Source organism: Enterobacter sp. EC_50 (assembly GCF_019584525.1).
Taxonomy (GTDB): domain Bacteria; phylum Pseudomonadota; class Gammaproteobacteria; order Enterobacterales; family Enterobacteriaceae; genus Enterobacter; species Enterobacter roggenkampii.
In genome coordinates this window covers 1-20,454 of the sequence record NZ_VDAF01000007.1, presented here as the reverse complement: position 1 = coordinate 20,454, position 20,454 = coordinate 1, and the positions used below count along the sequence as shown (strand labels likewise).

At 55.3% G+C, this 20,454-nt stretch carries 21 protein-coding genes, 6 tRNA genes and 1 pseudogene; 15 read left to right on the top strand and 13 right to left on the bottom strand.

Annotation, left to right across the window (positions count from 1 at the left end; all coding sequences use genetic code 11):
- The first annotated feature begins 150 nt into the window (after nt 1-150).
- The 6 genes from FHC48_RS07665 (at nt 151) to pdxK (ending at nt 5,828) form a co-directional block, all read left to right on the top strand.
- Nucleotides 151-1,164, top strand: coding sequence for a sulfate ABC transporter substrate-binding protein (locus FHC48_RS07665; RefSeq protein WP_023344640.1), 1,014 nt, complete (start codon nt 151-153; stop codon nt 1,162-1,164).
- Nucleotides 1,164-1,997 (top strand): sulfate/thiosulfate ABC transporter permease CysT, encoded by an 834-nt coding sequence (gene cysT, locus FHC48_RS07660; protein WP_045351592.1) that lies wholly within the window; start codon nt 1,164-1,166, stop codon nt 1,995-1,997. Before FHC48_RS07665 ends, cysT begins: the two co-directional genes overlap by 1 nt.
- A complete protein-coding gene (gene cysW, locus FHC48_RS07655; protein ID WP_059362715.1) occupies nt 1,997-2,872 on the top strand; it encodes a sulfate/thiosulfate ABC transporter permease CysW in 876 nt (291 codons plus the stop codon). Before cysT ends, cysW begins: the two co-directional genes overlap by 1 nt.
- Nucleotides 2,862-3,956, top strand: a complete 1,095-nt coding sequence (cysA, locus tag FHC48_RS07650; protein ID WP_059362712.1) for a sulfate/thiosulfate ABC transporter ATP-binding protein CysA — start codon at nt 2,862-2,864, stop codon at nt 3,954-3,956. The genes cysW and cysA overlap by 11 nt, the downstream gene beginning before the upstream one ends.
- A 118-nt stretch (nt 3,957-4,074) precedes the next feature.
- Nucleotides 4,075-4,986: a cysteine synthase CysM gene (cysM, locus tag FHC48_RS07645; RefSeq protein WP_059362709.1), complete on the top strand. Its 912-nt coding sequence runs from the start codon at nt 4,075-4,077 to the stop codon at nt 4,984-4,986.
- Between the two features lie 5 nt (nt 4,987-4,991).
- Nucleotides 4,992-5,828, top strand: coding sequence for a pyridoxine/pyridoxal/pyridoxamine kinase (gene pdxK / locus FHC48_RS07640; protein WP_059362706.1), 837 nt, complete (start codon nt 4,992-4,994; stop codon nt 5,826-5,828).
- Between the two features lie 44 nt (nt 5,829-5,872).
- On the opposite strand, the gene crr is transcribed toward pdxK, so the two are convergent.
- From crr to cysZ, 5 genes are all read right to left on the bottom strand, one after another.
- Nucleotides 5,873-6,382 (bottom strand): PTS glucose transporter subunit IIA, encoded by a 510-nt coding sequence (gene crr, locus FHC48_RS07635; RefSeq protein WP_003861316.1) that lies wholly within the window; start codon nt 6,380-6,382, stop codon nt 5,873-5,875.
- 40 nt (nt 6,383-6,422) lie between these two features.
- Nucleotides 6,423-8,150: a phosphoenolpyruvate-protein phosphotransferase PtsI gene (gene ptsI / locus FHC48_RS07630; protein WP_008501604.1), complete on the bottom strand. Its 1,728-nt coding sequence runs from the start codon at nt 8,148-8,150 to the stop codon at nt 6,423-6,425.
- 44 nt (nt 8,151-8,194) lie between these two features.
- Entirely contained in the window at nt 8,195-8,452 is a 258-nt protein-coding gene (gene ptsH, locus FHC48_RS07625) for a phosphocarrier protein Hpr (RefSeq protein ID WP_000487600.1), read from the bottom strand.
- A gap of 317 nt (nt 8,453-8,769) precedes the next feature.
- Nucleotides 8,770-9,741, bottom strand: coding sequence for a cysteine synthase A (gene cysK / locus FHC48_RS07620; protein ID WP_008501603.1), 972 nt, complete (start codon nt 9,739-9,741; stop codon nt 8,770-8,772).
- A 163-nt stretch (nt 9,742-9,904) separates the two neighbouring features.
- Nucleotides 9,905-10,666, bottom strand: a complete 762-nt coding sequence (cysZ, locus tag FHC48_RS07615) for a sulfate transporter CysZ (protein WP_008501602.1) — start codon at nt 10,664-10,666, stop codon at nt 9,905-9,907.
- A gap of 230 nt (nt 10,667-10,896) precedes the next feature.
- On the opposite strand from cysZ, the gene zipA reads away from it, so the two are divergent.
- From zipA to FHC48_RS07600, 3 genes are all read left to right on the top strand, one after another.
- Complete coding sequence (gene zipA / locus FHC48_RS07610; RefSeq protein ID WP_021241791.1) at nt 10,897-11,880, top strand: cell division protein ZipA; 984 nt, start codon at nt 10,897-10,899, stop codon at nt 11,878-11,880.
- A gap of 69 nt (nt 11,881-11,949) precedes the next feature.
- Complete coding sequence (gene ligA / locus FHC48_RS07605; protein ID WP_059362703.1) at nt 11,950-13,965, top strand: NAD-dependent DNA ligase LigA; 2,016 nt, start codon at nt 11,950-11,952, stop codon at nt 13,963-13,965.
- A 1-nt stretch (nt 13,966) separates the two neighbouring features.
- Nucleotides 13,967-14,182 carry a DUF3820 family protein gene (locus FHC48_RS07600; RefSeq protein WP_008501599.1) on the top strand — a complete coding sequence of 72 codons (216 nt, stop codon included), beginning with the start codon at nt 13,967-13,969 and terminating at the stop codon, nt 14,180-14,182.
- On the opposite strand, the gene FHC48_RS07595 is transcribed toward FHC48_RS07600, so the two are convergent.
- A complete protein-coding gene (locus tag FHC48_RS07595; protein WP_008501598.1) occupies nt 14,179-15,174 on the bottom strand; it encodes a bile acid:sodium symporter family protein in 996 nt (331 codons plus the stop codon). The two genes, FHC48_RS07600 and FHC48_RS07595, sit on opposite strands and share 4 nt — an antisense overlap.
- Nucleotides 15,175-15,263: 89 nt before the next feature.
- Between FHC48_RS07595 and FHC48_RS07590 the strand changes: the two genes are divergently transcribed.
- Nucleotides 15,264-16,199 carry a LysR family transcriptional regulator gene (locus FHC48_RS07590; protein WP_039024776.1) on the top strand — a complete coding sequence of 312 codons (936 nt, stop codon included), beginning with the start codon at nt 15,264-15,266 and terminating at the stop codon, nt 16,197-16,199.
- On the opposite strand, the gene FHC48_RS07585 is transcribed toward FHC48_RS07590, so the two are convergent.
- The 5 genes from FHC48_RS07585 to FHC48_RS07565 all read right to left on the bottom strand — a co-directional run bounded on the left by FHC48_RS07585 (nt 16,196) and on the right by FHC48_RS07565 (nt 17,041).
- Nucleotides 16,196-16,537, bottom strand: coding sequence for a FlxA-like family protein (locus tag FHC48_RS07585; protein ID WP_023294240.1), 342 nt, complete (start codon nt 16,535-16,537; stop codon nt 16,196-16,198). The two genes, FHC48_RS07590 and FHC48_RS07585, sit on opposite strands and share 4 nt — an antisense overlap.
- A gap of 126 nt (nt 16,538-16,663) precedes the next feature.
- Nucleotides 16,664-16,739 (bottom strand) — tRNA-Lys (locus tag FHC48_RS07580).
- Nucleotides 16,740-16,743: 4 nt separating this feature from the next.
- Nucleotides 16,744-16,819, bottom strand: a tRNA-Val gene (locus FHC48_RS07575).
- A gap of 29 nt (nt 16,820-16,848) precedes the next feature.
- Nucleotides 16,849-16,924: transfer RNA gene (locus tag FHC48_RS07570), tRNA-Val, on the bottom strand.
- Nucleotides 16,925-16,965: 41 nt separating this feature from the next.
- Nucleotides 16,966-17,041: transfer RNA gene (locus tag FHC48_RS07565), tRNA-Val, on the bottom strand.
- Between the two features lie 258 nt (nt 17,042-17,299).
- On the opposite strand from FHC48_RS07565, the gene gltX reads away from it, so the two are divergent.
- A complete protein-coding gene (gltX, locus tag FHC48_RS07560; RefSeq protein ID WP_023294239.1) occupies nt 17,300-18,715 on the top strand; it encodes a glutamate--tRNA ligase in 1,416 nt (471 codons plus the stop codon).
- A gap of 44 nt (nt 18,716-18,759) precedes the next feature.
- On the opposite strand, the gene FHC48_RS07555 is transcribed toward gltX, so the two are convergent.
- Both FHC48_RS07555 and FHC48_RS07550 read right to left on the bottom strand, forming a co-directional pair.
- A complete protein-coding gene (locus FHC48_RS07555) occupies nt 18,760-19,152 on the bottom strand; it encodes a YfeC-like transcriptional regulator (protein ID WP_059362700.1) in 393 nt (130 codons plus the stop codon).
- 1 nt (nt 19,153) lies between these two features.
- The gene (locus tag FHC48_RS07550; RefSeq protein WP_008501593.1) at nt 19,154-19,516 is read right to left on the bottom strand and encodes a YfeC-like transcriptional regulator; all 363 of its coding nucleotides are present in this window, start codon (nt 19,514-19,516) and stop codon (nt 19,154-19,156) included.
- A 217-nt stretch (nt 19,517-19,733) separates the two neighbouring features.
- On the opposite strand from FHC48_RS07550, the gene FHC48_RS07545 reads away from it, so the two are divergent.
- The 4 genes and pseudogenes from FHC48_RS07545 to FHC48_RS23785 all read left to right on the top strand — a co-directional run.
- A tRNA-Ala gene (locus FHC48_RS07545) sits at nt 19,734-19,809 on the top strand.
- A 41-nt stretch (nt 19,810-19,850) separates the two neighbouring features.
- Nucleotides 19,851-19,926: transfer RNA gene (locus FHC48_RS07540), tRNA-Ala, on the top strand.
- Between the two features lie 215 nt (nt 19,927-20,141).
- Nucleotides 20,142-20,339, top strand: a pseudogene (locus FHC48_RS23460) (hypothetical protein); the annotation flags it as partial.
- A gap of 56 nt (nt 20,340-20,395) precedes the next feature.
- Nucleotides 20,396-20,454, top strand: a 59-nt coding sequence (locus tag FHC48_RS23785) for an IS1 family transposase (protein WP_097491765.1), incomplete at its 3' end; no start/stop codon positions are given.

Sequence of the window (20,454 nt, the reverse complement as noted above, 5' to 3'; positions counted from 1 at the left end):
TAAGCGTTAGCGCCACCCGGCAATTTTCCCCGCTCCTTATTCCCTTTTCTGCTTCTAAATCACCAAACGGTATATAAAACCGTTACTCCTTTCATCACCGTTATAAATATTATGACTATAAGATAGTCATCACATTTATAAGGGTGCGCAATGGCCGTTACTGTACTGAAAAAAGGAACTCTGGCGCTGGCAGGTTTACTGCTGGTGGCACAGGCGCAGGCGACTGAACTGTTGAACAGTTCGTATGACGTCTCCCGCGAGCTGTTTGCCGCCCTTAACCCCCCGTTCGAACAGCAGTGGGCGAAAGACAATAACGGCGACAAGCTGACCATCAAGCAGTCTCACGCCGGTTCGTCCAAGCAGGCGCTGGCCATCCTTCAGGGGCTGAAAGCGGATGTGGTGACCTACAACCAGGTGACTGACGTGCAGATCCTGCATGACAAAGGCAAGCTCATCCCGGCGGACTGGCAGAGCCGTCTGCCGAACAACAGCTCGCCGTTCTACTCCACCATGGGCTTCCTGGTGCGCAAGGGCAATCCGAAGAATATCCACGACTGGAGCGACCTGGTGCGTTCCGACGTGAAGCTGATTTTCCCGAACCCAAAAACCTCCGGTAACGCGCGTTACACCTATTTAGCGGCGTGGGGCGCGGCGGACAAGGCTGACGGCAACGATAAAGCCAAAACCGAGCAGTTCATGACCCAGTTCCTGAAAAACGTCGAAGTGTTTGATACCGGCGGCCGCGGGGCGACCACGACCTTCGCAGAGCGCGGCCTGGGCGATGTGCTGATCAGCTTTGAATCGGAAGTGAACAACATCCGCAAGCAGTATGAAGCGCAGGGCTTTGAGGTGGTTATCCCGAAAACCAACATTCTGGCCGAGTTCCCGGTCGCATGGGTGGATAAAAACGTGCAGGCGAACGGTACCGAGAAAGCGGCAAAAGCCTATCTCAACTACCTGTACAGCCCTCAGGCGCAGACCATCATTACCGATTACTACTACCGCGTAAACAATCCGGACGTGATGAACAAGCTGAAAGATAAGTTCCCGCAGACCGCGCTGTTCCGCGTGGAAGACCATTTCGGCTCCTGGCCAGACGTGATGAAAACGCATTTTGCCAGCGGCGGTGAGTTAGACAAACTGCTGGCGGCGGGGCATAAGTAATGTTTGCAGTCTCGACCAAACGCGTGCTGCCGGGCTTTACCCTAAGCCTCGGAACCAGCCTGCTGTTCGTCTGCCTGATTCTGCTGTTGCCGCTCAGCGCGCTGGTGATGCAGCTTGCGCAGATGAGCTGGGCGCAGTACTGGGACGTGATCACCAACCCGCAGGTGGTGGCGGCCTATAAGGTGACGCTGCTGTCGGCGTTTGTCGCCTCCATTTTTAACGGCGTGTTCGGCCTGCTGATGGCGTGGATTTTGACCCGCTATCGCTTCCCGGGCCGCACGCTGCTTGACGCCCTGATGGATCTGCCGTTTGCGCTGCCGACGGCGGTCGCGGGCTTAACCCTCGCGTCGCTCTTCTCCGTGAACGGGCTGTACGGCGAGTGGCTGGCGAAATTTGACATCAAGGTGACCTATACCTGGCTTGGTATCGCGGTGGCGATGGCCTTTACCAGCATCCCGTTTGTGGTGCGTACCGTGCAGCCGGTGCTGGAAGAGTTAGGTCCGGAATACGAAGAAGCGGCGGAAACGCTGGGCGCCACGCGCTGGCAGAGTTTCCGCAAAGTGGTGCTGCCGGAGCTGTCTCCGGCGCTGATGGCGGGCATCGCGCTGTCGTTTACCCGCAGCCTCGGCGAGTTCGGTGCGGTGATTTTTATCGCCGGGAACATCGCCTGGAAAACGGAAGTGACCTCGCTGATGATTTTCATTCGCCTGCAGGAGTTTGATTATCCGGCGGCGAGCGCGATCGCTTCGGTGATCCTCGCGGCATCGCTGCTGCTGCTGTACTCGATTAACACTCTGCAAAGTCGCTTTGGTCGACGTGTGGTAGGTCACTGATGGCGGAAGTTACGCAATTGAAGCGATACGATGCGCCCCGCATCAACTGGGGTAAATGGTTTCTGATTGGGGCGGGCGTGCTGGTTTCCGCCCTCATTCTCGTCGTGCCGACGATTTATATCTTCGTTCAGGCGTTCAGCAAGGGCCTGATGCCCGCGCTGGAAAACCTGGCGAACCAGGATATGCTGCACGCCATCTGGCTGACCGTGCTGATTGCCCTGATCACCGTTCCGGTGAACCTGGTGTTCGGTACCCTGCTGGCGTGGCTGGTGACGCGCTTTAATTTCCCGGGACGTCAGCTGCTGCTGACCCTGCTGGATATTCCGTTTGCCGTGTCGCCGGTGGTGGCGGGCCTGGTGTATCTGCTCTTTTACGGCTCCAACGGACCGCTGGGCGGCTGGCTGGATGCGCATAACCTGCAGATCATGTTCGCCTGGCCGGGTATGGTGCTGGTCACCATCTTCGTGACCTGTCCGTTTGTGGTGCGCGAGCTGGTGCCGGTGATGTTAAGCCAGGGGAGCAACGAAGACGAAGCGGCGGTGCTGCTGGGGGCTTCAGGCTGGCAAATGTTCCGCCGCGTGACCCTGCCGAACATCCGCTGGGCGCTGCTTTATGGCGTGGTGCTGACCAATGCCCGCGCGATTGGTGAATTCGGTGCCGTTTCCGTCGTCTCTGGCTCCATTCGGGGTGAAACCCTGTCGCTGCCGCTGCAGATTGAACTCCTGCAGCAGGACTACAACACCATCGGCGCCTTTACTGCCGCAGCGTTGCTGACGCTGATGGCGATTTTGACCCTGTTTTTGAAGAGTGTGGTGCAGTGGCGTTTAGAAAATCAGGAAAAACGTCAGCATCAGGAGGGAAATCATGAGCATTGAGATTGCCAATATTAAGAAGTCTTTTGGTCGCACCCAGGTGCTGAATGATATCTCGCTGGATATCCCTTCCGGACAAATGGTGGCGCTGCTGGGGCCGTCTGGCTCGGGCAAAACCACGCTGCTGCGTATTATCGCCGGGCTTGAGCACCAGACCAGCGGGCACATCCGCTTCCACGGCACTGACGTGAGCCGCCTGCACGCCCGCGATCGTAAGGTGGGCTTTGTGTTTCAGCATTACGCGCTGTTCCGCCACATGACCGTGTTCGACAACATTGCGTTTGGCCTGACCGTGCTGCCGCGTCGTGAGCGTCCGGATGCGGCAACCATTAAGGCGAAAGTGACCAAACTGCTGGAGATGGTGCAGCTGACGCATCTGGCGGACCGTTTCCCGGCCCAGCTGTCCGGCGGGCAGAAACAGCGCGTGGCGCTGGCGCGCGCGCTGGCCGTTGAGCCGCAAATTCTGCTGCTGGACGAACCCTTCGGCGCGCTGGATGCACAGGTGCGTAAAGAGCTGCGCCGCTGGCTGCGTCAGCTGCATGAAGAGCTGAAATTCACCAGCGTCTTCGTGACCCACGACCAGGAAGAGGCGATGGAAGTTGCGGATCGCGTGGTGGTGATGAGCCAGGGCAACATTGAGCAGGTTGACGAGCCGGAGCAGCTCTGGCGTGAACCGGCGACCCGCTTCGTGCTGGAGTTTATGGGCGAGGTGAACCGCCTGCAGGGCACCATTCGCGGTGGGCAGTTCCACGTCGGCGCGCACCGCTGGCCGATGGGCTATACCTCCGCGCACCAGGGCCCGGTCGATCTGTTCCTGCGTCCGTGGGAAGTGGACGTCAGTCGTCGAACCAGCCTGGACTCACCGCTGCCGGTACAGGTGCTGGAAGCGAGCCCTAAAGGTCACTACACCCAACTGGTGGTACAGCCGCTGGGCTGGTATACCGAGCCGCTGACCGTGGTCATGCGCGACGACGTCCCGCCGCATCGGGGAGAACGCCTGTTTGTCGGTCTGCAGCATGCCCGTATTTATCACGGCAAGGAACGCATCGAGACGCGCGAGGATATTGCTCTGGCGGAGTCAGCCTGATAGGTTATTAGGATGTTTATCGCCCGGTGGCGCTGCGCTGACCGGGCATACAGCTAAAACTGTGTCTTGTAGGCCGGGATCGCTGCGCGCAACCCGGCTTTTTTATTGAGTAAAAATCGTGAATACACTCGAACATACCATCGGCAACACGCCTCTGGTCAAGCTTCAGCGCATGGGGCCAGACAACGGCAGCGAAATCTGGGTCAAACTCGAAGGTAATAACCCGGCGGGGTCGGTGAAAGACCGTGCCGCGCTGTCGATGATCGTCCAGGCCGAAAAGCGTGGTGAAATCAAGCCGGGCGACGTGCTGATTGAAGCCACCAGCGGCAACACCGGTATCGCCCTGGCCATGATTGCGGCGCTGAAAGGCTACCGCATGAAGCTGCTGATGCCGGATAACATGAGCCAGGAGCGCCGCGCCGCGATGCGTGCCTACGGAGCCGAGCTGATTCTGGTGACCAAAGAGCAGGGGATGGAAGGCGCGCGCGACCTGGCGTTAGAAATGGCCGAGCGCGGTGAAGGTAAACTGCTCGATCAGTTTAATAACCCGGACAACCCGTACGCGCACTACACCACCACCGGCCCGGAAATCTGGCAGCAAACCGACGGGCGCATCACCCATTTTGTCTCCAGCATGGGCACCACGGGAACCATTACCGGCGTATCCCGTTTTCTGCGCGAGCAGGATAAAGCCGTCACCGTCGTTGGCCTGCAGCCGGAAGAGGGGAGCAGCATTCCGGGCATTCGCCGCTGGCCAGCGGAGTATATGCCCGGCATTTTTAATGCACAGCTTGTGGACCAGGTGCTGGATCTTCACCAGCGCGAGGCGGAAAATACCATGCGTGAGCTGGCCGTGCGCGAAGGTATCTTCTGCGGCGTCAGCTCGGGCGGCGCGGTAGCGGGTGCGATTCGGGTGGCGCAGGCAAACCCGGGTGCAGTAGTGGTGGCGATTATTTGCGATCGCGGCGATCGCTATCTGTCTACTGGCGTCTTTGGTGAAGAGAGTTATTCGCAGGGGGCGGGGATTTAAGCGTCATGGAGATGATTCTATTCCGGGATAATACCCGGGCGCAGCAAACCGATATTGTCGCGGTGCAGTCTCAGGTGGTGTACGGCAGCGTGGGGAACAGCATTGCGGTACCGAATATTCGTACCCACAGGCTGAACGTTACCGCCGTGCCGACGGTACTGTTCAGCAACACGCCACACTATGACACCTTCTACGGCGGCGTGATCCCCGACGAGTGGTTCAGCGGCTACCTGAAGGCGCTGGAAGAGCGAGAGATCCTGCGCGAGCTTAGGGCGGTCACCACCGGCTATATGGGCAGTGCCAGCCAGATTGTCCTGCTGGCGCAGTGGTTGAAGGCGGTCAAAGCGCAGCATCCTGACCTGCTGGTGCTGGTCGATCCGGTTATCGGCGATATCGACAGCGGGATGTACGTGAAGCCTGAGATCCCCGAAGCGTATCGGGAGCACCTGCTGCCGCTGGCGCAGGGGATCACGCCCAATGTCTACGAGCTGGAAGTGTTAAGCGGCAAGCCGTGCCGCACGCCGGAAAGCGCCATCGCGGCGGCACAGGGACTGCTCTCAGACAGCCTGAAATGGGTGGCGATCACCAGTGCGCCGGTTGCCGACGATCCGCAAAACATCCACGTGGTGCTGGTCTCAAGCGAGGGCGTCACCGTCAGCGCGCATCCGCGCGTAGAAACCGATCTGAAAGGGACGGGCGACCTGTTCTGTTCAGAGCTGGTGAGCGGCATTGTTGAGGGGAAAACCGTTGCCGATGCCATTCGCATGGCCGGCGATCGGGTGACTGACGTGATGCTGTATACCCAGTCGAAAGGCTACGACGAGCTTATCCTCCCGGCATAAACAAAAATGGCGCCCGAAGGCGCCATTTTACTGTGCGGCAAGAATTACTTCTTGATGCGGATAACCGGGGTTTCACCCACGGTGACGCTGCCAGACAGTTTGATCAGTTCTTTGATTTCGTCCATGTTGGAGATAACAACCGGCGTCAGGGTAGACTTGGCTTTTTCTTCCAGCAGTGGCAGATCGAATTCAATCACCGGGTCGCCAACTTTAACACGCTGGCCTTCTTCCGCGATACGTTTGAAGCCTTCGCCTTTCAGTTCAACGGTGTCGATACCGAAGTGAACGAACAGTTCGATACCGCTATCAGATTCGATAGAGAACGCATGGTTGGTTTCAAAAATTTTACCGATGGTGCCGTCAACTGGAGCAACCATTTTGTTGCCAGTTGGTTTGATAGCAATGCCATCACCAACGATTTTCTCAGCAAACACTACATCCGGCACGTCTTCGATGTTGACGATCTCGCCGGAGAGCGGAGCAACAATCTCAATAGTTCCGGAGTCTTTCTTATCATCAGAAACCAGAGATTTCAGTTTATCGAACAAACCCATGATCTTCTCCTAAGCAGTAATTTGGGCCGCATCTCGTGGATTAGCAGATTGTTTTTTCTTCAATGAACTTGTTAACCAGCGTCATTAACTCGTCCGTTGTCGGTTGAGCAAGAGCCTGCTCTGCTAACACCTTCGCATCTTCGAAGTTCGTGTTACGGATAATCTTCTTAATGCGCGGGATGGAAATGGCGCTCATAGAGAATTCGTCCAGACCCATACCCAGCAACAGAAGTGTAGCACGTTCGTCGCCTGCAAGCTCACCACACATGCCAGTCCATTTACCTTCTGCATGAGAAGCATCAATAACTTGCTTGATCAAGTTCAGTACGGACGGTGACATTGGCTGGTAGAGATGTGAAATCATATCATTACCACGGTCAACTGCCAGGGTGTACTGCGTTAAATCATTGGTGCCGATACTAAAGAAATCAACTTCTTTGGCTAAATGACGCGCAATGGTCGCCGCCGCAGGTGTTTCCACCATCACGCCGATCTCGATTGACTCGTCAAATGCTTTACCTTCGTCGCGCAGTTCCTGCTTGTAGATTTCGATCTCTTTCTTCAGTGCACGCACTTCTTCAACAGAGATGATCATTGGGAACATGATGCGCAGCTTACCGAACGCAGAGGCACGCAGGATTGCGCGAACCTGGTCACGCAGGATCTCTTTACGATCCATCGCAATACGCACGGCACGCCAGCCCAGGAACGGGTTCTCTTCTTTCGGGAAGTTCATGTACGGCAGCTCTTTGTCGCCACCGATGTCCATGGTACGGACGATAACCGCCTGAGAGCCACAGGCTTCAGCAACGGCTTTATACGCAGCAAACTGCTCTTCTTCCGTTGGCAGCGCGTCGCGGTCCATGAACAGGAATTCTGTACGATAGAGACCAACGCCTTCCGCACCGTTGCGCTCAGCGCCATCAACGTCGCGGACGGTACCGATGTTTGCGCACACTTCTACCTGATGGCCGTCCAGAGTGATGGCTGGCAGGTCTTTCAGCTTAGCGAGTTCCGCTTTTTCAGTCGCAACCTGCTCCTGAACCGCGCGCAGTTTTTCGATCTCTTCGTTAGTTGGGTTGACGTAAACCAGATTGTTTACGGCATCCAGAATCAGATAATCGCCGTTTTTCACCTGAGAGGTGACGCTACCGGTACCCACGATGGCAGGCAGTTCCAGAGAACGCGCCATGATAGAGGTGTGGGAGGTACGGCCGCCCGCATCGGTGATGAAACCGAGGACCTTTTTCAGGTTCAACTGTGCGGTTTCAGATGGGGTGAGGTCAGCGGCAACCAGGATCACTTCATCCTGAATCGCGCTCAGGTCGATAATGGCCAGACCCAGGATGTTGCGCAGCAGGCGCTTACCGATGTCACGTACGTCAGCCGCACGCTCTTTCAGGTATTCATCATCCAGTTCTTCCAGGGCAGTTGCCTGACCTTCGATAACTTCATGCGCAGCCGCGTCGGCCGTCATGCCTTTATCTTTAATCAGGGCTATGATTTCCTGCTCCAGCTCCTCATCTTCGAGCAGCATGATGTGCCCTTCGAAGATGGCTTCTTTTTCTTCACCGAAAGTTTCGCCAGCTTTAGTTTTGATTGCTTCCAGTTGCGCAGATGCCTTGGCACGACCGCTCAGAAAACGTTCAACTTCCTGATCAACCTTGTCGGCAGAAATTTTTTTCCGGTCGATGACGATCTCGTCTTCTTTCAGCAGCAGTGCTTTGCCGAAAGCGATACCCGGGGATGCTAAAATGCCTGAAATCATAACCCTACCTTACTTGTGACTGATATTTAAAAGAACCCGGAAACTTACTCGAGCTCAGCCATCAGTTTTACCAGATGCTCAACTGCTTTCTGCTCGTCTTCACCTTCCGCAGAGATGGTGACTACGGTGCCCTGAGTCAGGCCCAGAGTCTGCAGTTTGAACAGGCTTTTTGCGCTGGCGCTTTTGCCGTTGGAAGTCACAGTGATTTCAGAAGTGAAGCCTTTCGCTTCTTTAACAAACTGAGCAGCAGGGCGGGTGTGCAGACCGTTCGGAGCGGTAATGGTAACTTCTTGCTGGAACATTGTATTTCCCCAACTTATAGGTTTAGTGTTGTGGAACTAAAGTCTAGCCTGGCGACTGAACTTTAGCCTGTATTGTTAGCGCTGACGTTTCGATCGTCATTAAACATTATGCAGCGAAAGCAAGACTTGAACCAAATCATAAAATCGATTCAGCAAGGCTATTTCGTTCGCTGATTAATTTCACGCATCAAAATAATTGCTGGTTTAAATACCAGACCCAACGGGGTGAAGCAATGCCAGGAGGGGCAAAAGTTTGAAGCAGGCCACAAAAAAGCACCTGAAAAGGTGCTTTTTTACGCGTTATTAACATAGTGGCACTACTGTTGCAGCTCTTTTTCAGTGAACAGATCGGCAAACAGTGCGGTGCTCAAGTAACGCTCACCCGAGGAAGGAAGGATAACCACAATATTCTTATTGGTAAAGGCCTCATCTTCCTGAAGTTTAAGCGCTGCCGCAACGGCCGCACCGGAAGAGATACCTGCCAGAATGCCTTCTTCATCCATCAGGCGACGCGCGGTAGAGATGGCTTCTTCGTTCGTGATAGTGACTACTTTATCAATCAGCTTCAGATCCAGGTTGCCCGGAATGAAGCCTGCGCCAATCCCCTGAATTTTGTGCGGGCCGGGTTTGAGCTCTTCCCCCGCCAGGGCCTGGGTGATAACCGGTGAATCAGTCGGCTCAACGGCAACGGTGATCAGCTCTTTTTTACCTTTGGTGCCTTTAATATAGCGTGACACGCCGGTCAGCGTGCCGCCGGTACCTACGCCGGAGATAAAGACGTCAACCTGGCCGTCGGTATCTTCCCAGATTTCCGGGCCGGTAGTCTTCTCGTGAATTTCCGGGTTAGCCGGGTTGCTGAACTGCTGCAGCAGCAGGTATTTCGCCGGATCGCTGGCCACAATCTCTTCGGCTTTCTGAATGGCACCCTTCATGCCCTTCGCGCCTTCGGTCAGCACCAGGTTCGCGCCCAGCGCTTTAAGCAGCTTACGACGCTCGATGCTCATGGTTTCAGGCATGGTCAGCGTCAGCTTGTAGCCGCGCGCGGCAGCAACATAGGCCAGAGCGATCCCGGTATTGCCGCTGGTCGGTTCCACCAGCTCAACGCCCGGCTTCAGTACGCCACGTTTTTCAGCATCCCAAATCATGTTTGCACCGATACGGCATTTTACGCTGAAGCTCGGGTTACGTGATTCGACCTTCGCCAGGATGCGTCCATTACCGATACGGTTCAGTCGAACCAGGGGCGTATGACCGATAGTCAGCGAGTTGTCTTCATAAATCTTACTCATGGCCTGTCCTTAACTGTATGAAATTGGGATACCGACCCAGCATACCTGCTAAGCAGGTAGGGGGAAGTAAGGAATTCGCATATCTATATACTGCAAGGAAATAATGGGGATCAGTATGGAATAAGGGGCGGCATAAGCCACCCCTGCTTTACACATTTTTGCATTATTTCCATAACGCGTGCTTAGCACGGTAGCAGTCGACCCACATGGCGGTCGCGCCGCAAACGGCAACCGGCATGATGAACAGATTCAGGAACGGAATCATAGTGAACAGGCTGGTCAGCGCGCCAAACTGCATATTGGCGATCTTCTGGCTGCGCAGGGCGGTGCGCATCTCTTTAAACGGCACCTTGTGGTTATCGAACGGATAGTCGCAGTACTGGATAGCCAGCATCCAGGCGCTGAACAGGAACCACAGCACCGGTGCCACCGTCTGGCCAATGCCGGGCACAAAATAGAGGATAAGCAGCACAACCGCGCGGGGCAGGTACCAGGCAAACTTCTGCCATTCACGCTTCATAATGCGAGGGAGGTCTTTCATGATCCCCAGGATGCCCGTGTCCGGCGGTGTTGCGCCGGTAAGGCGCGCTTCCAGCTGTTCCGCCAGCAAACCGTTAAACGGCGCGGCTATCCAGTTGGCAATCGTCGAGAAGAAGTAGCCAAATACCAGCAAAACGGAGATCACCGCCACCGGCCAGAGCAGGTAGTTAAGCCACTGCAGCCAGTCCGGCACGTAGCTCATCAGCGATGGGATCCAGCTTTCCAGTTTTGTGAACAGCCACCAGAACGCGCCGCCCATCAGAATAATGTTGATCAACAGCGGCAGAATGACGAAGCGTCGAATACCCGGCAGAGAGACCAGTTTCCAGCCCTGAGAAAAATACCAGACGCCGCTGCGCGGGGGAGAAGAAGATGTTGAAACCATAGCCAGGCTGTACTCCTTTTTACACAACCAGTGGAATTGCCCGCCTATATTATCCACTTACGGACCAATGACCAGTTCGGAAATGTTCGAAAAACCAGCAAAAAGCACGATTTCCTTTATCTTTATGCTGTGAATGCTCTGCACACACTTGCACTTGACGTAAACGGCAAATACTCTTAGTGAGTAAATGTTTGCCGTGGTGGCAAGGTGTTAGAACAACAGAGAATATAATGATGCAGGATTTGCGTCTGATATTAATCATTGTTGGCGCGATCGCCATAATCGCTTTACTGGTACATGGTTTCTGGACCAGCCGTAAAGAGCGTTCCTCGATGTTTCGCGATCGCCCACTGAAGCGCATGAAGTCCAGTCGTGACGACGATGACAGTGAAGATGACATCGATGGAAGCGACGATGACGGCGTGGGTGAAGTTCGTGTTCATCGGGTCAATACTGCGCCCGGCGTAGGCCATGGGGAGCATGAAGCACCTCGTCCTTCGCAGCACCAGTATCAACCGCCGTATGCTTCTGCACAGCCGCGCCAGCCAGCGCCACAGCCTGTGGAAGAACCGGTGCGCCAGCCGCCGCAACAGCCTGTCTATCAGCAGCCTGCGGCGCCACAGCCGGTTCAACAACAACCCGTGCAGCAGCCTGTGCAACAGCAGCCTGCGCAACCGGTACATCAACCGCAGCAGCCTGTTCATGTTCAACCTGCGCCGCAGCCCGCTCCGGCCCCGCACGTTGAGCCTGAGCCCGTTGTAGAGCCAGAGCCGGTTGTTGAAAAACCGCAGCGTAAAGAAGCGGTGATCATCATGAACGTGGCCGCCCATCACGGCAGCCATCTGAACGGTGACGTACTGCTGAACAGTATTCAACAGGCCGGCTTCAAGTTTGGTGATATGAATATCTTCCATCGTCACCTGAGCCCGGACGGTAGCGGCCCGGCGCTATTTAGCCTGGCCAATATGGTTAACCCTGGCACATTCGACCCAGAAATGACGGGCGATTTCGTGACGCCGGGTGTCACTATCTTTATGCAGGTGCCGTCCTACGGCGACGAGCTGCAGAACTTTAAGCTGATGCTGCAATCCGCTCAGCACATCGCTGACGAAGTGGGTGGTGTGGTGCTCGACGATCAGCGTCGCATGATGACCCCGCAGAAGCTGCGTGAGTATCAGGACCGCATCCGCGAAGTTAAGGAAGCCAACGCGTAACCGACGCGTTATCTTCAACTCCTCCTCAACCCCCGCATGTCGGGGGTTTTTTCTCATTGATGGTGTGATATGGACTCAATCGAACAACAACTCACTGAACTGCGAACCACGCTTCGCCATCATGAATATCTCTATCATGTTATGGACGCGCCGGAAGTCCCGGATGCGGAGTATGATCGCCTGATGCGCGAGCTGCGCGAATTAGAAGCGCAGCATCCTGAACTCATTACACCGGATTCCCCCACCCAGCGCGTCGGCGCTGAGCCGCTGGGCGCTTTCAGCCAGGTGCGTCATGAAGTACCGATGCTGTCGCTGGATAACGTCTTCGATGAAGAGAGCTTTCTCGCGTTTAACAAGCGCGTGCAGGATCGCCTGAAAAGCAGCGACGCTCTCACCTGGTGCTGCGAACTGAAGCTGGATGGCCTGGCGGTCAGTCTTCTCTATGAAAACGGCGTGCTGGTGCGTGCCGCGACGCGTGGCGACGGTACGACGGGCGAAGACATCACTACCAACGTGCGTACCATTCGCGCGATCCCGCTGAAGCTGCAGGGTGACAATATTCCTGCACGTCTGGAAGTGCGCGGCGAGGTGTTTCTGCCCCAGGCGGGCTTCGAGAAAATTAACGAAGAGGCACGTCGCACCGGTGGTAAGGTGTTTGCTAACCCGCGTAACGCGGCGGCGGGCTCGCTGCGCCAGCTTGATCCGCGCATCACCGCGAAGCGACCGCTTACGTTCTTCTGCTACGGCGTCGGTATTCTGGAGGGCGGCGAGCTGCCGGATACCCATCTCGGGCGTCTGCTGCAGTTTAAGGCGTGGGGCCTGCCGGTGAGCAACCGCGTTCAGCTCTGCGACTCGCCGGAAGCGGTGCTGGCGTTCTACCACAAGGTGGAAGCGGACCGTCCGACGCTCGGCTTTGATATTGATGGCGTGGTCATCAAGGTGAACTCGCTGGCGCTTCAGGAGCAGCTGGGCTTTGTGGCGCGCGCGCCGCGCTGGGCGGTGGCGTTTAAGTTCCCGGCCCAGGAGCAGATGACCTTCGTCCGCGACGTGGAGTTCCAGGTGGGACGTACGGGGGCCATTACCCCGGTCGCTCGTCTGGAGCCCGTGCAGGTGGCGGGCGTGCTGGTGAGTAACGCTACGCTGCATAACGCCGATGAGATCGAACGCCTGGGCCTGCGGATCGGTGACAAAGTGGTGATCCGCCGCGCGGGTGATGTGATCCCGCAGGTGGTTAACGTCGTTGAGTCAGAACGTCCTGACGATACGCGCGAGGTTGTCTTCCCGACCCATTGCCCGGTGTGCGGCTCGGACGTTGAGCGCGTAGAAGGTGAAGCGGTGGCGCGCTGTACGGGCGGCTTAATCTGTGGCGCGCAGCGTAAAGAGTCGCTAAAGCACTTCGTCTCCCGTCGCGCAATGGACGTCGACGGCATGGGCGACAAGATTATCGACCAGCTGGTTGAGAAAGAGTACGTCCACACACCAGCGGATCTCTTCAGGCTGACCGCAGGTAAACTAACCGGTCTGGATCGCATGGGGCCAAAATCAGCCCAGAACGTGGTTAACGCCTTGGAAGCGGCTAAAGAGACCTCCTTCGCCCGTTTCCTTTATGCGCTCGGCATTCGTGAAGTGGGTGAAGCGACGGCAGCAGGGCTGGCGGCGTACTTTGGTACGCTGGAGGCGCTGGAAAAGGCAAGCATCGAGGAGCTACAGAAAGTTCCGGATGTCGGCATCGTCGTCGCCACGCACGTCTTTAACTTCTTTGCTGAAGAGAGCAACCGCGAGGTCATCGGCCAACTGCTGGCAGAGGGCATCAAATGGCCTGCGCCGGTCGTCGTCAACGCCGAAGAGATCGACAGCCCGTTCGCTGGTAAAACGGTAGTGCTGACCGGCAGCCTGAGCCAGCTATCCCGCGATGATGCAAAGGCACGTCTGGTGGCGCTGGGAGCCAAAGTGGCGGGCAGTGTGTCGAAGAAAACTGATCTGGTCATTGCCGGGGAGGCCGCCGGTTCGAAGCTGGCGAAAGCCCAGGAGCTCGGCATTGAGGTTATCGACGAAGCAGAAATGATGCGTCTGTTAGGAGAGTAACGTGGAGAAAGAGCAGCTCGTTGAGATCGCCAATACGGAGATGCCGTTCGGTAAATACAAGGGCCGCAGGCTGATTGATTTGCCGGAGGAGTATCTGCTGTGGTTTGCCCGTAAGGATGAATTCCCGGCAGGGCGACTGGGCGAGCTGATGGCGATTGCGTTACTGATCAAAACCGAGGGGCTGACCCAGCTGGTGCAGCCCCTGAAACGTCCTTAAGCCTTCGCGGCGCGGGTCCCTTCCTGCGCCAGTTTTTCCGTCTGGCGCTTGTAGCGACGCGCCAGCACCGCGCAGACCATCAGCTGGATCTGATGGAAAATCATTAGCGGCAGTACCATCATTCCAATCACCGAGGTCGGGAACAGAATGTTGGCCATCGGGATACCGTTTGCCAGGCTCTTCTTCGAACCGCAGAACACAATCGTAATTTCATCCGCTTTGTTGAAGCCGCACTTGCGTGCTACAAAGACGTTTACTGCAATGACAATTGCCAGCAGGATGAGGCTGACCACCACGATAAAGAGCAGCGAACCGGCGCCCACCTTATGCCAGATCCCGTTCACGACCGCTTCGCTGAAGGCGGAATAGACCACCAGCAGGATCGACGACTGGTCGGTTTTTGAGATCCATTTCTTGTGCTTTGCCACAAATGCGCCCGTCCACGGACGCGAGAGATGCCCCAGCACAAACGGCAGCAGCAGCTGCAAACAGATTTTGCCGACCTGCTCAAGGTTACCTTCCGCGCCGTGCATGTTCATCAGCAGGCCCACCAGCAGCGGGGAGACGAAAATCCCCAGCAGGCTGGATGCCGATGCCGAGCAGACGGCGGCCGCAACGTTCCCTCCCGCCAGAGAGGTAAAGGCAATGGCGGATTGCACGGTAGCCGGCAGAATGCAGAGATACAGAAAACCGGTATAGAGCGCCGGGTCGACGTTAACCGGTGCCCACCAGGCAAACAGCACGCCGAGGATCGGGAAGAGAATGAACGTGCTGCACATTACCCAGAGATGCAGCCGCCAGTGGCTCCCCCCTGCGATAATCGCTTCACGGGACAGCTTCGCGCCGTGCATAAAAAACAGCAGTGCAATGGCGGCCGTCGTCAGCCCTTCAAAGAACGGAACGAACCCGCCGCGAGCGGGAAAGAACGAGGCCAGTAAAACGGTAACGACCAGGGTGAGCGTAAACGGATCAACAATACGAAATAGTTTCATAATGACTCCTGAAAACAGATGTCGCTATTGTGCTTTTTTCCATTTGAGAAATAAAATTGATTTATTGCATCCATTCATGAATTAAACAGATGAATTTTTCCTTACGCCAGCTCCGCATTTTCGTTACCGTCGCCAATGCCCGCAGCTTTAGCCGGGCAGGGGAGATGATTGGCCTGAGCCAGTCGGCGGTCAGCCACAGCGTGAAAGAACTGGAAAATCAGACCGGCGTCCGGTTGCTTGACCGCACCACGCGCGAAGTGGTGTTGACCGAAGCCGGGCAGCAGCTTGCTCTGCGCCTTGAACGGCTGCTGGATGAGCTGAACAGCACGCTCAGAGACGTGGGGAGGCTGGGGCAGCAGCTTTCGGGTACCGTGCGGGTCGCGGCCAGCCAGACGATATCTGCACACCTTATCCCGCAGTGTATTGCCGAGGGGAACCATCGCTACCCGGACATTGACTTTGTGCTGCATGATCGGCCACAGCAGTGGGTACTGGAGAGCATCCGCCAGGGGGATGTCGATTTTGGTATTGTTATCGATCCCGGCCAGGTGAGCGATCTGGAGTGCGAAAGCGTACTTTCGGAGCCCTTTTTGCTGCTCTGCCGTGACGACGATCCGCTGGCCGCGTTGCCTGACGTCAGGTGGCAGTCACTGCAGGGCGCAAACCTGGTTTTACAAGATTATGCCTCGGGCAGCCGCCCGCTGATTGATTCCGCACTGATGAATCAGGGGGTAAAGGCAGCGATCGTGCAGGAGATTGGTCACCCGGCAACGCTGTTTCCCATGGTGGAAGCCGGGATCGGCATCAGCGTGTTGCCCGCCCTGGCGCTTCCCCTGCCTCAGGGAAGTCGACTGGCCGTGAAGCGGTTGACGCCCGTTGTCGAACGAAAGCTAATGCTGGTGCGGCGAAAAAATCGTTCACTCTCGGGGGCGGCGCAGGCTATCTGGGAAGTGGTGCGTATCCAGGCACAGCGATTGACTGAGGCCCGCATACGCGATCCACTGTTTAACGCTTCAGAAGATTAGATGTAGATATCAATCTGATTATTGTCTGTTGGGCTATTCACACCTTCCACTTTGCCCAATTTTTGATCCTGCTTTTTCTGGGCCTCTTCGGCCTGCTGGCGCTGCAGTGCGGCGAGCTGCGCCTGAAGCACTTTGATCTGGGTCTGAATCAGTTCCTGCTGCTTTTTCTTATCTTCCGTGCTGCCGGGACTGTTCGCCAGCTCGTTTAACTGCTGAGTCAGCTTTTGGATTTTGTCGAGAATGCGGGTGATTTGCGCAGAGATATCGTTACCGCCAGAAGCCCCATTCCCGCCACTGCTGGTTTGAATAGATTGGGTTGATGCCTGAATGGTCGTCATACTTTTTCCTCGCGTTATAAAACAGAGGTATCGGCACCGACGGGATTAGCTTGAGGAAAATGCGGCAGGTTCACATTTTTTATATCGCAGATAGCAAAAAAGCGCCTTTAGGGCGCTTTTTTACATTGGTGGGTCGTGCAGGATTCGAACCTGCGACCAATTGATTAAAAGTCAACTGCTCTACCAACTGAGCTAACGACCCGAAATGGTGGGCGATGACGGGCTCGAACCGCCGACCCCCTCCGTGTAAAGGAGATGCTCTACCAACTGAGCTAATCGCCCATTTCGGAACTGCTGCGATAAGGTGAGAATGGTGGGCGATGACGGGCTCGAACCGCCGACCCCCTCCGTGTAAAGGAGATGCTCTACCAACTGAGCTAATCGCCCAATCTCAATTCTTATCTACACTGCGAGTCTACCGAAGTAGATGGTGGGTGATGACGGGCTCGAACCGCCGACCCCCTCCGTGTAAAGGAGATGCTCTACCAACTGAGCTAATCACCCCCGCTGTGTGGAGTCGCATTATAGGGAGAGTTGAAAATGAGTCAACGCATTTTCTAAAGTTTTTATTCGTTCGTCGTAAAATTAAGCAAAACGATCGCGAAATGGGCAGTGGCGCATGATTTCTAAACAAAAATCGCAAACTCGGGCCCGATTCAGGGAACAACATTGAGGAATCGCCGCACAGTGATAGAATATTGCCCATCGTTTTTTCCCCAGGATTTGCCGATTGCCGGCATCTTTATAACGTAAGGCCATTTCATGAAAATCAAAACTCGCTTCGCGCCGAGCCCGACAGGCTATCTGCACGTCGGTGGTGCACGTACCGCTCTCTATTCCTGGCTTTTCGCACGCCACAACAAAGGTGAGTTCGTGCTGCGTATTGAAGACACCGATCTTGAGCGCTCCACGCCAGAAGCAATTGAAGCCATTATGGATGGGATGAACTGGCTGAACCTGGAATGGGACGAAGGTCCCTACTTCCAGACCAAACGCTTTGACCGCTATAACGCCGTCATTGATGAGATGCTGGTCGCGGGCACGGCGTATAAGTGCTACTGCTCCAAAGAGCGTCTGGATGCGCTGCGTGAAGAGCAGATGGCGAACGGTGAAAAGCCGCGTTATGACGGCCGCTGCCGCCACGACCACAGCGAGCATGCTGCAGATGAGCCTTGCGTTGTGCGTTTTGCTAACCCGCAAGAGGGGTCTGTGATTTTTGACGATCAGATCCGTGGCCCGATCGAATTCAGCAACCAGGAGCTCGACGATCTGATCATCCGTCGTACCGATGGTTCTCCAACCTACAACTTCTGCGTCGTGGTTGACGACTGGGATATGGAAATTACCCACGTTGTGCGCGGTGAAGACCATATCAACAACACGCCACGTCAGATCAACATCCTTAAGGCGCTGAACGCCCCTGTGCCTGTTTATGCGCACGTCTCCATGATCAACGGCGACGACGGGAAAAAGCTGTCTAAACGTCACGGTGCGGTGAGCGTGATGCAGTATCGCGACGACGGCTATCTGCCAGAAGCGCTGCTGAACTATCTGGTGCGTCTGGGCTGGGCTCACGGTGACCAGGAGATCTTCAGCCGCGAAGAGATGATCGAACTGTTCTCTCTGAGCTCTGTCAGCAAATCCGCCAGCGCGTTCAACACCGACAAGCTCCTGTGGCTGAACCATCACTACATCAATACCATGCCGCCAGAATATGTGGCGACGTATCTGCAGTGGCACATTGAGCAGGCAAATATTGATACCCGCACAGGCCCTGAGCTGGCGGATCTGGTGAAACTGCTCGGCGAGCGCTGCAAAACGCTGAAAGAGATTGCTGAAAGCTGCCGCTACTTCTATGAAGAGTTTGATGCGTTTGATGCGGACGCCGCGAAGAAACACCTCCGCCCGGTTGCGCGTCAGCCGCTGGAAGTGGTGCGTGACAAGCTGGCTGCCATTACCGAGTGGACCGCTGAGAATGTGCATCACGCCATTCAGGCGACGGCGGACGAGCTGGAAGTCGGCATGGGTAAAGTCGGTATGCCACTGCGCGTTGCGGTGACCGGTGCGGGTCAGTCTCCGGCGCTGGACGTAACGGTTCATGCTATCGGCAAATCACGCAGCGTAGCGCGCATTAACAAGGCTCTGGACTTTATCGCTGAACGAGAAAATCAGCAGTAATAACGTCTCAGATATAACAAACGGCAGGGGAACCTGCCGTTTTTTTATGCTTCTTTTTCTGCAATACCCAGACGCTTAAGAAAGGCGTGAATGCCTTCGCGCTTCAGGAAGGTGTCCAGACGCTTCTGCTCTGCTGCAGTCATATTCTCCAGCGTCTCAATTATGCCCGGAAACAGGTTTGCAGAGGGGGCATTGTAGGCGGAGGTGGCCTCCGCGAGATGGTATACCGCCTGACGGTTGCGAATCGCCGGGAGACTCATAATGTGTTCCTTCACGCGTGCATCGATATGAATGAGCCTCGCGCGGCCGCCTTTCACGCCGTTGAGTCCTTCTGTTTTCCAGCCCTGCTGGCGAATCCAGCGATTAACCGTTTGCCTGGCAACGCCCAAACTCTCCGCCAGCTCTTCCGTGGTCATTTTGCTCCGTAATTTTTTCATATCAGTCCCGATCGCGAATCCCTAAACGTTGCAACAATCCGGTGATCCCTTCCCGCAGTAACAGCGATGTCATCTGTTTCTGCTCTTCCGGCGTCATTTCATCAGCCAGCGTCAGGAGTAGGGTGTGAAGCGAACTGTTATGGCTGGTACCTTCTGCCATATCGGACGTTTCGCTTGCCCGACGTGCGCTGCGGATAAAGTCGCGGACTTTTTCGTTAACATGTACCAGTCGCGCTTTCCCGCCCTGAACGCCAGGTTTTGGTGACGTAATCCAACCCTCTTTGCGTACCCATTTATTGATGGTCTGTCGGCTATAGCCAGTGAGCAGGGCTAACTCTTCTGGCGTCATTCGTTCCTTGATCATGCAATTTCCTGAATATCAGTGGGGTTAATTAACGGCTCATTTTATAGCACCGTTTTACATGAAAACGTGACAGGCTTAACTCCTGATTACGAGCACGCTCGCAAAGTGATTCATTTGCATGATTTTTCGGCGATCGAACGGCGGTCATTGATTTTGCCGTTGACACTCCGCAGCGGAATTCATATTATGCCGCCCGTCAACATGACAGCTTTACGATGGGGCTATAGCTCAGCTGGGAGAGCGCTTGCATGGCATGCAAGAGGTCAGCGGTTCGATCCCGCTTAGCTCCACCAAACTCTGAACCCAACAGAGTGCGGTCAGTAAAGTCACATGTGGGGCTATAGCTCAGCTGGGAGAGCGCTTGCATGGCATGCAAGAGGTCAGCGGTTCGATCCCGCTTAGCTCCACCAAAATTGTAAACCCTCGTCAAATGACGAGGGTTTTTTTTATCTGTTTGTAACGCCCGCCACTGGTTTTTGTTATCAAAAAGAAGGTATTCCCATACCTCACCTCAATCGAAATCAATAAACGTGTCTATAAATAGACTTGAACTTGATTCGTGCAATTAATAAACCTATTATCCATCCGGTCAATGATTCAGACGGATAATATACTCATCAGCTTAATGAATAGAAAAACGTACAATAATGTAAAGATATTTATAATTGCCCTGACACTTTGTCTGATTGCGGTACCTGTCTCCCGTTATCTCTCTCCACGCGCAATTGTTAATGGTCATGACGTTTATTTAGCATGGCTGCCGCTCAGCGTGATGCTGGCGGTAATTCTGCTATTTGGGCGCAGGGCTATTCTTCCCATTTTGTGGTGATGCTGCCAACTTACTGATTTAGTGTATGATGGTGTTTTTGAGGTGCTCCAGTGGCTTCTGTTTCTATCAGCTGTCCCTCCTGTTCAGCTACTGACGGGGTGGTGCGTAA

Coding starts and splice junctions, on each gene's coding strand:
- FHC48_RS07665 (WP_023344640.1), top strand. CDS start 151: ATGGCCGTTACTGTACTGAAAAAAGGAACTCTGGCGCTGGCAGGTTTA.
- cysT (WP_045351592.1), top strand. CDS start 1,164: ATGTTTGCAGTCTCGACCAAACGCGTGCTGCCGGGCTTTACCCTAAGC.
- cysW (WP_059362715.1), top strand. CDS start 1,997: ATGGCGGAAGTTACGCAATTGAAGCGATACGATGCGCCCCGCATCAAC.
- cysA (WP_059362712.1), top strand. CDS start 2,862: ATGAGCATTGAGATTGCCAATATTAAGAAGTCTTTTGGTCGCACCCAG.
- pdxK (WP_059362706.1), top strand. CDS start 4,992: ATGGAGATGATTCTATTCCGGGATAATACCCGGGCGCAGCAAACCGAT.
- crr (WP_003861316.1), bottom strand. CDS start 6,382: ATGGGTTTGTTCGATAAACTGAAATCTCTGGTTTCTGATGATAAGAAA.
- ptsI (WP_008501604.1), bottom strand. CDS start 8,150: ATGATTTCAGGCATTTTAGCATCCCCGGGTATCGCTTTCGGCAAAGCA.
- ptsH (WP_000487600.1), bottom strand. CDS start 8,452: ATGTTCCAGCAAGAAGTTACCATTACCGCTCCGAACGGTCTGCACACC.
- cysK (WP_008501603.1), bottom strand. CDS start 9,741: ATGAGTAAGATTTATGAAGACAACTCGCTGACTATCGGTCATACGCCC.
- cysZ (WP_008501602.1), bottom strand. CDS start 10,666: ATGGTTTCAACATCTTCTTCTCCCCCGCGCAGCGGCGTCTGGTATTTT.
- zipA (WP_021241791.1), top strand. CDS start 10,897: ATGATGCAGGATTTGCGTCTGATATTAATCATTGTTGGCGCGATCGCC.
- ligA (WP_059362703.1), top strand. CDS start 11,950: ATGGACTCAATCGAACAACAACTCACTGAACTGCGAACCACGCTTCGC.
- FHC48_RS07595 (WP_008501598.1), bottom strand. CDS start 15,174: ATGAAACTATTTCGTATTGTTGATCCGTTTACGCTCACCCTGGTCGTT.
- FHC48_RS07590 (WP_039024776.1), top strand. CDS start 15,264: ATGAATTTTTCCTTACGCCAGCTCCGCATTTTCGTTACCGTCGCCAAT.
- FHC48_RS07585 (WP_023294240.1), bottom strand. CDS start 16,537: ATGACGACCATTCAGGCATCAACCCAATCTATTCAAACCAGCAGTGGC.
- gltX (WP_023294239.1), top strand. CDS start 17,300: ATGAAAATCAAAACTCGCTTCGCGCCGAGCCCGACAGGCTATCTGCAC.
- FHC48_RS07555 (WP_059362700.1), bottom strand. CDS start 19,152: ATGAAAAAATTACGGAGCAAAATGACCACGGAAGAGCTGGCGGAGAGT.
- FHC48_RS07550 (WP_008501593.1), bottom strand. CDS start 19,516: ATGATCAAGGAACGAATGACGCCAGAAGAGTTAGCCCTGCTCACTGGC.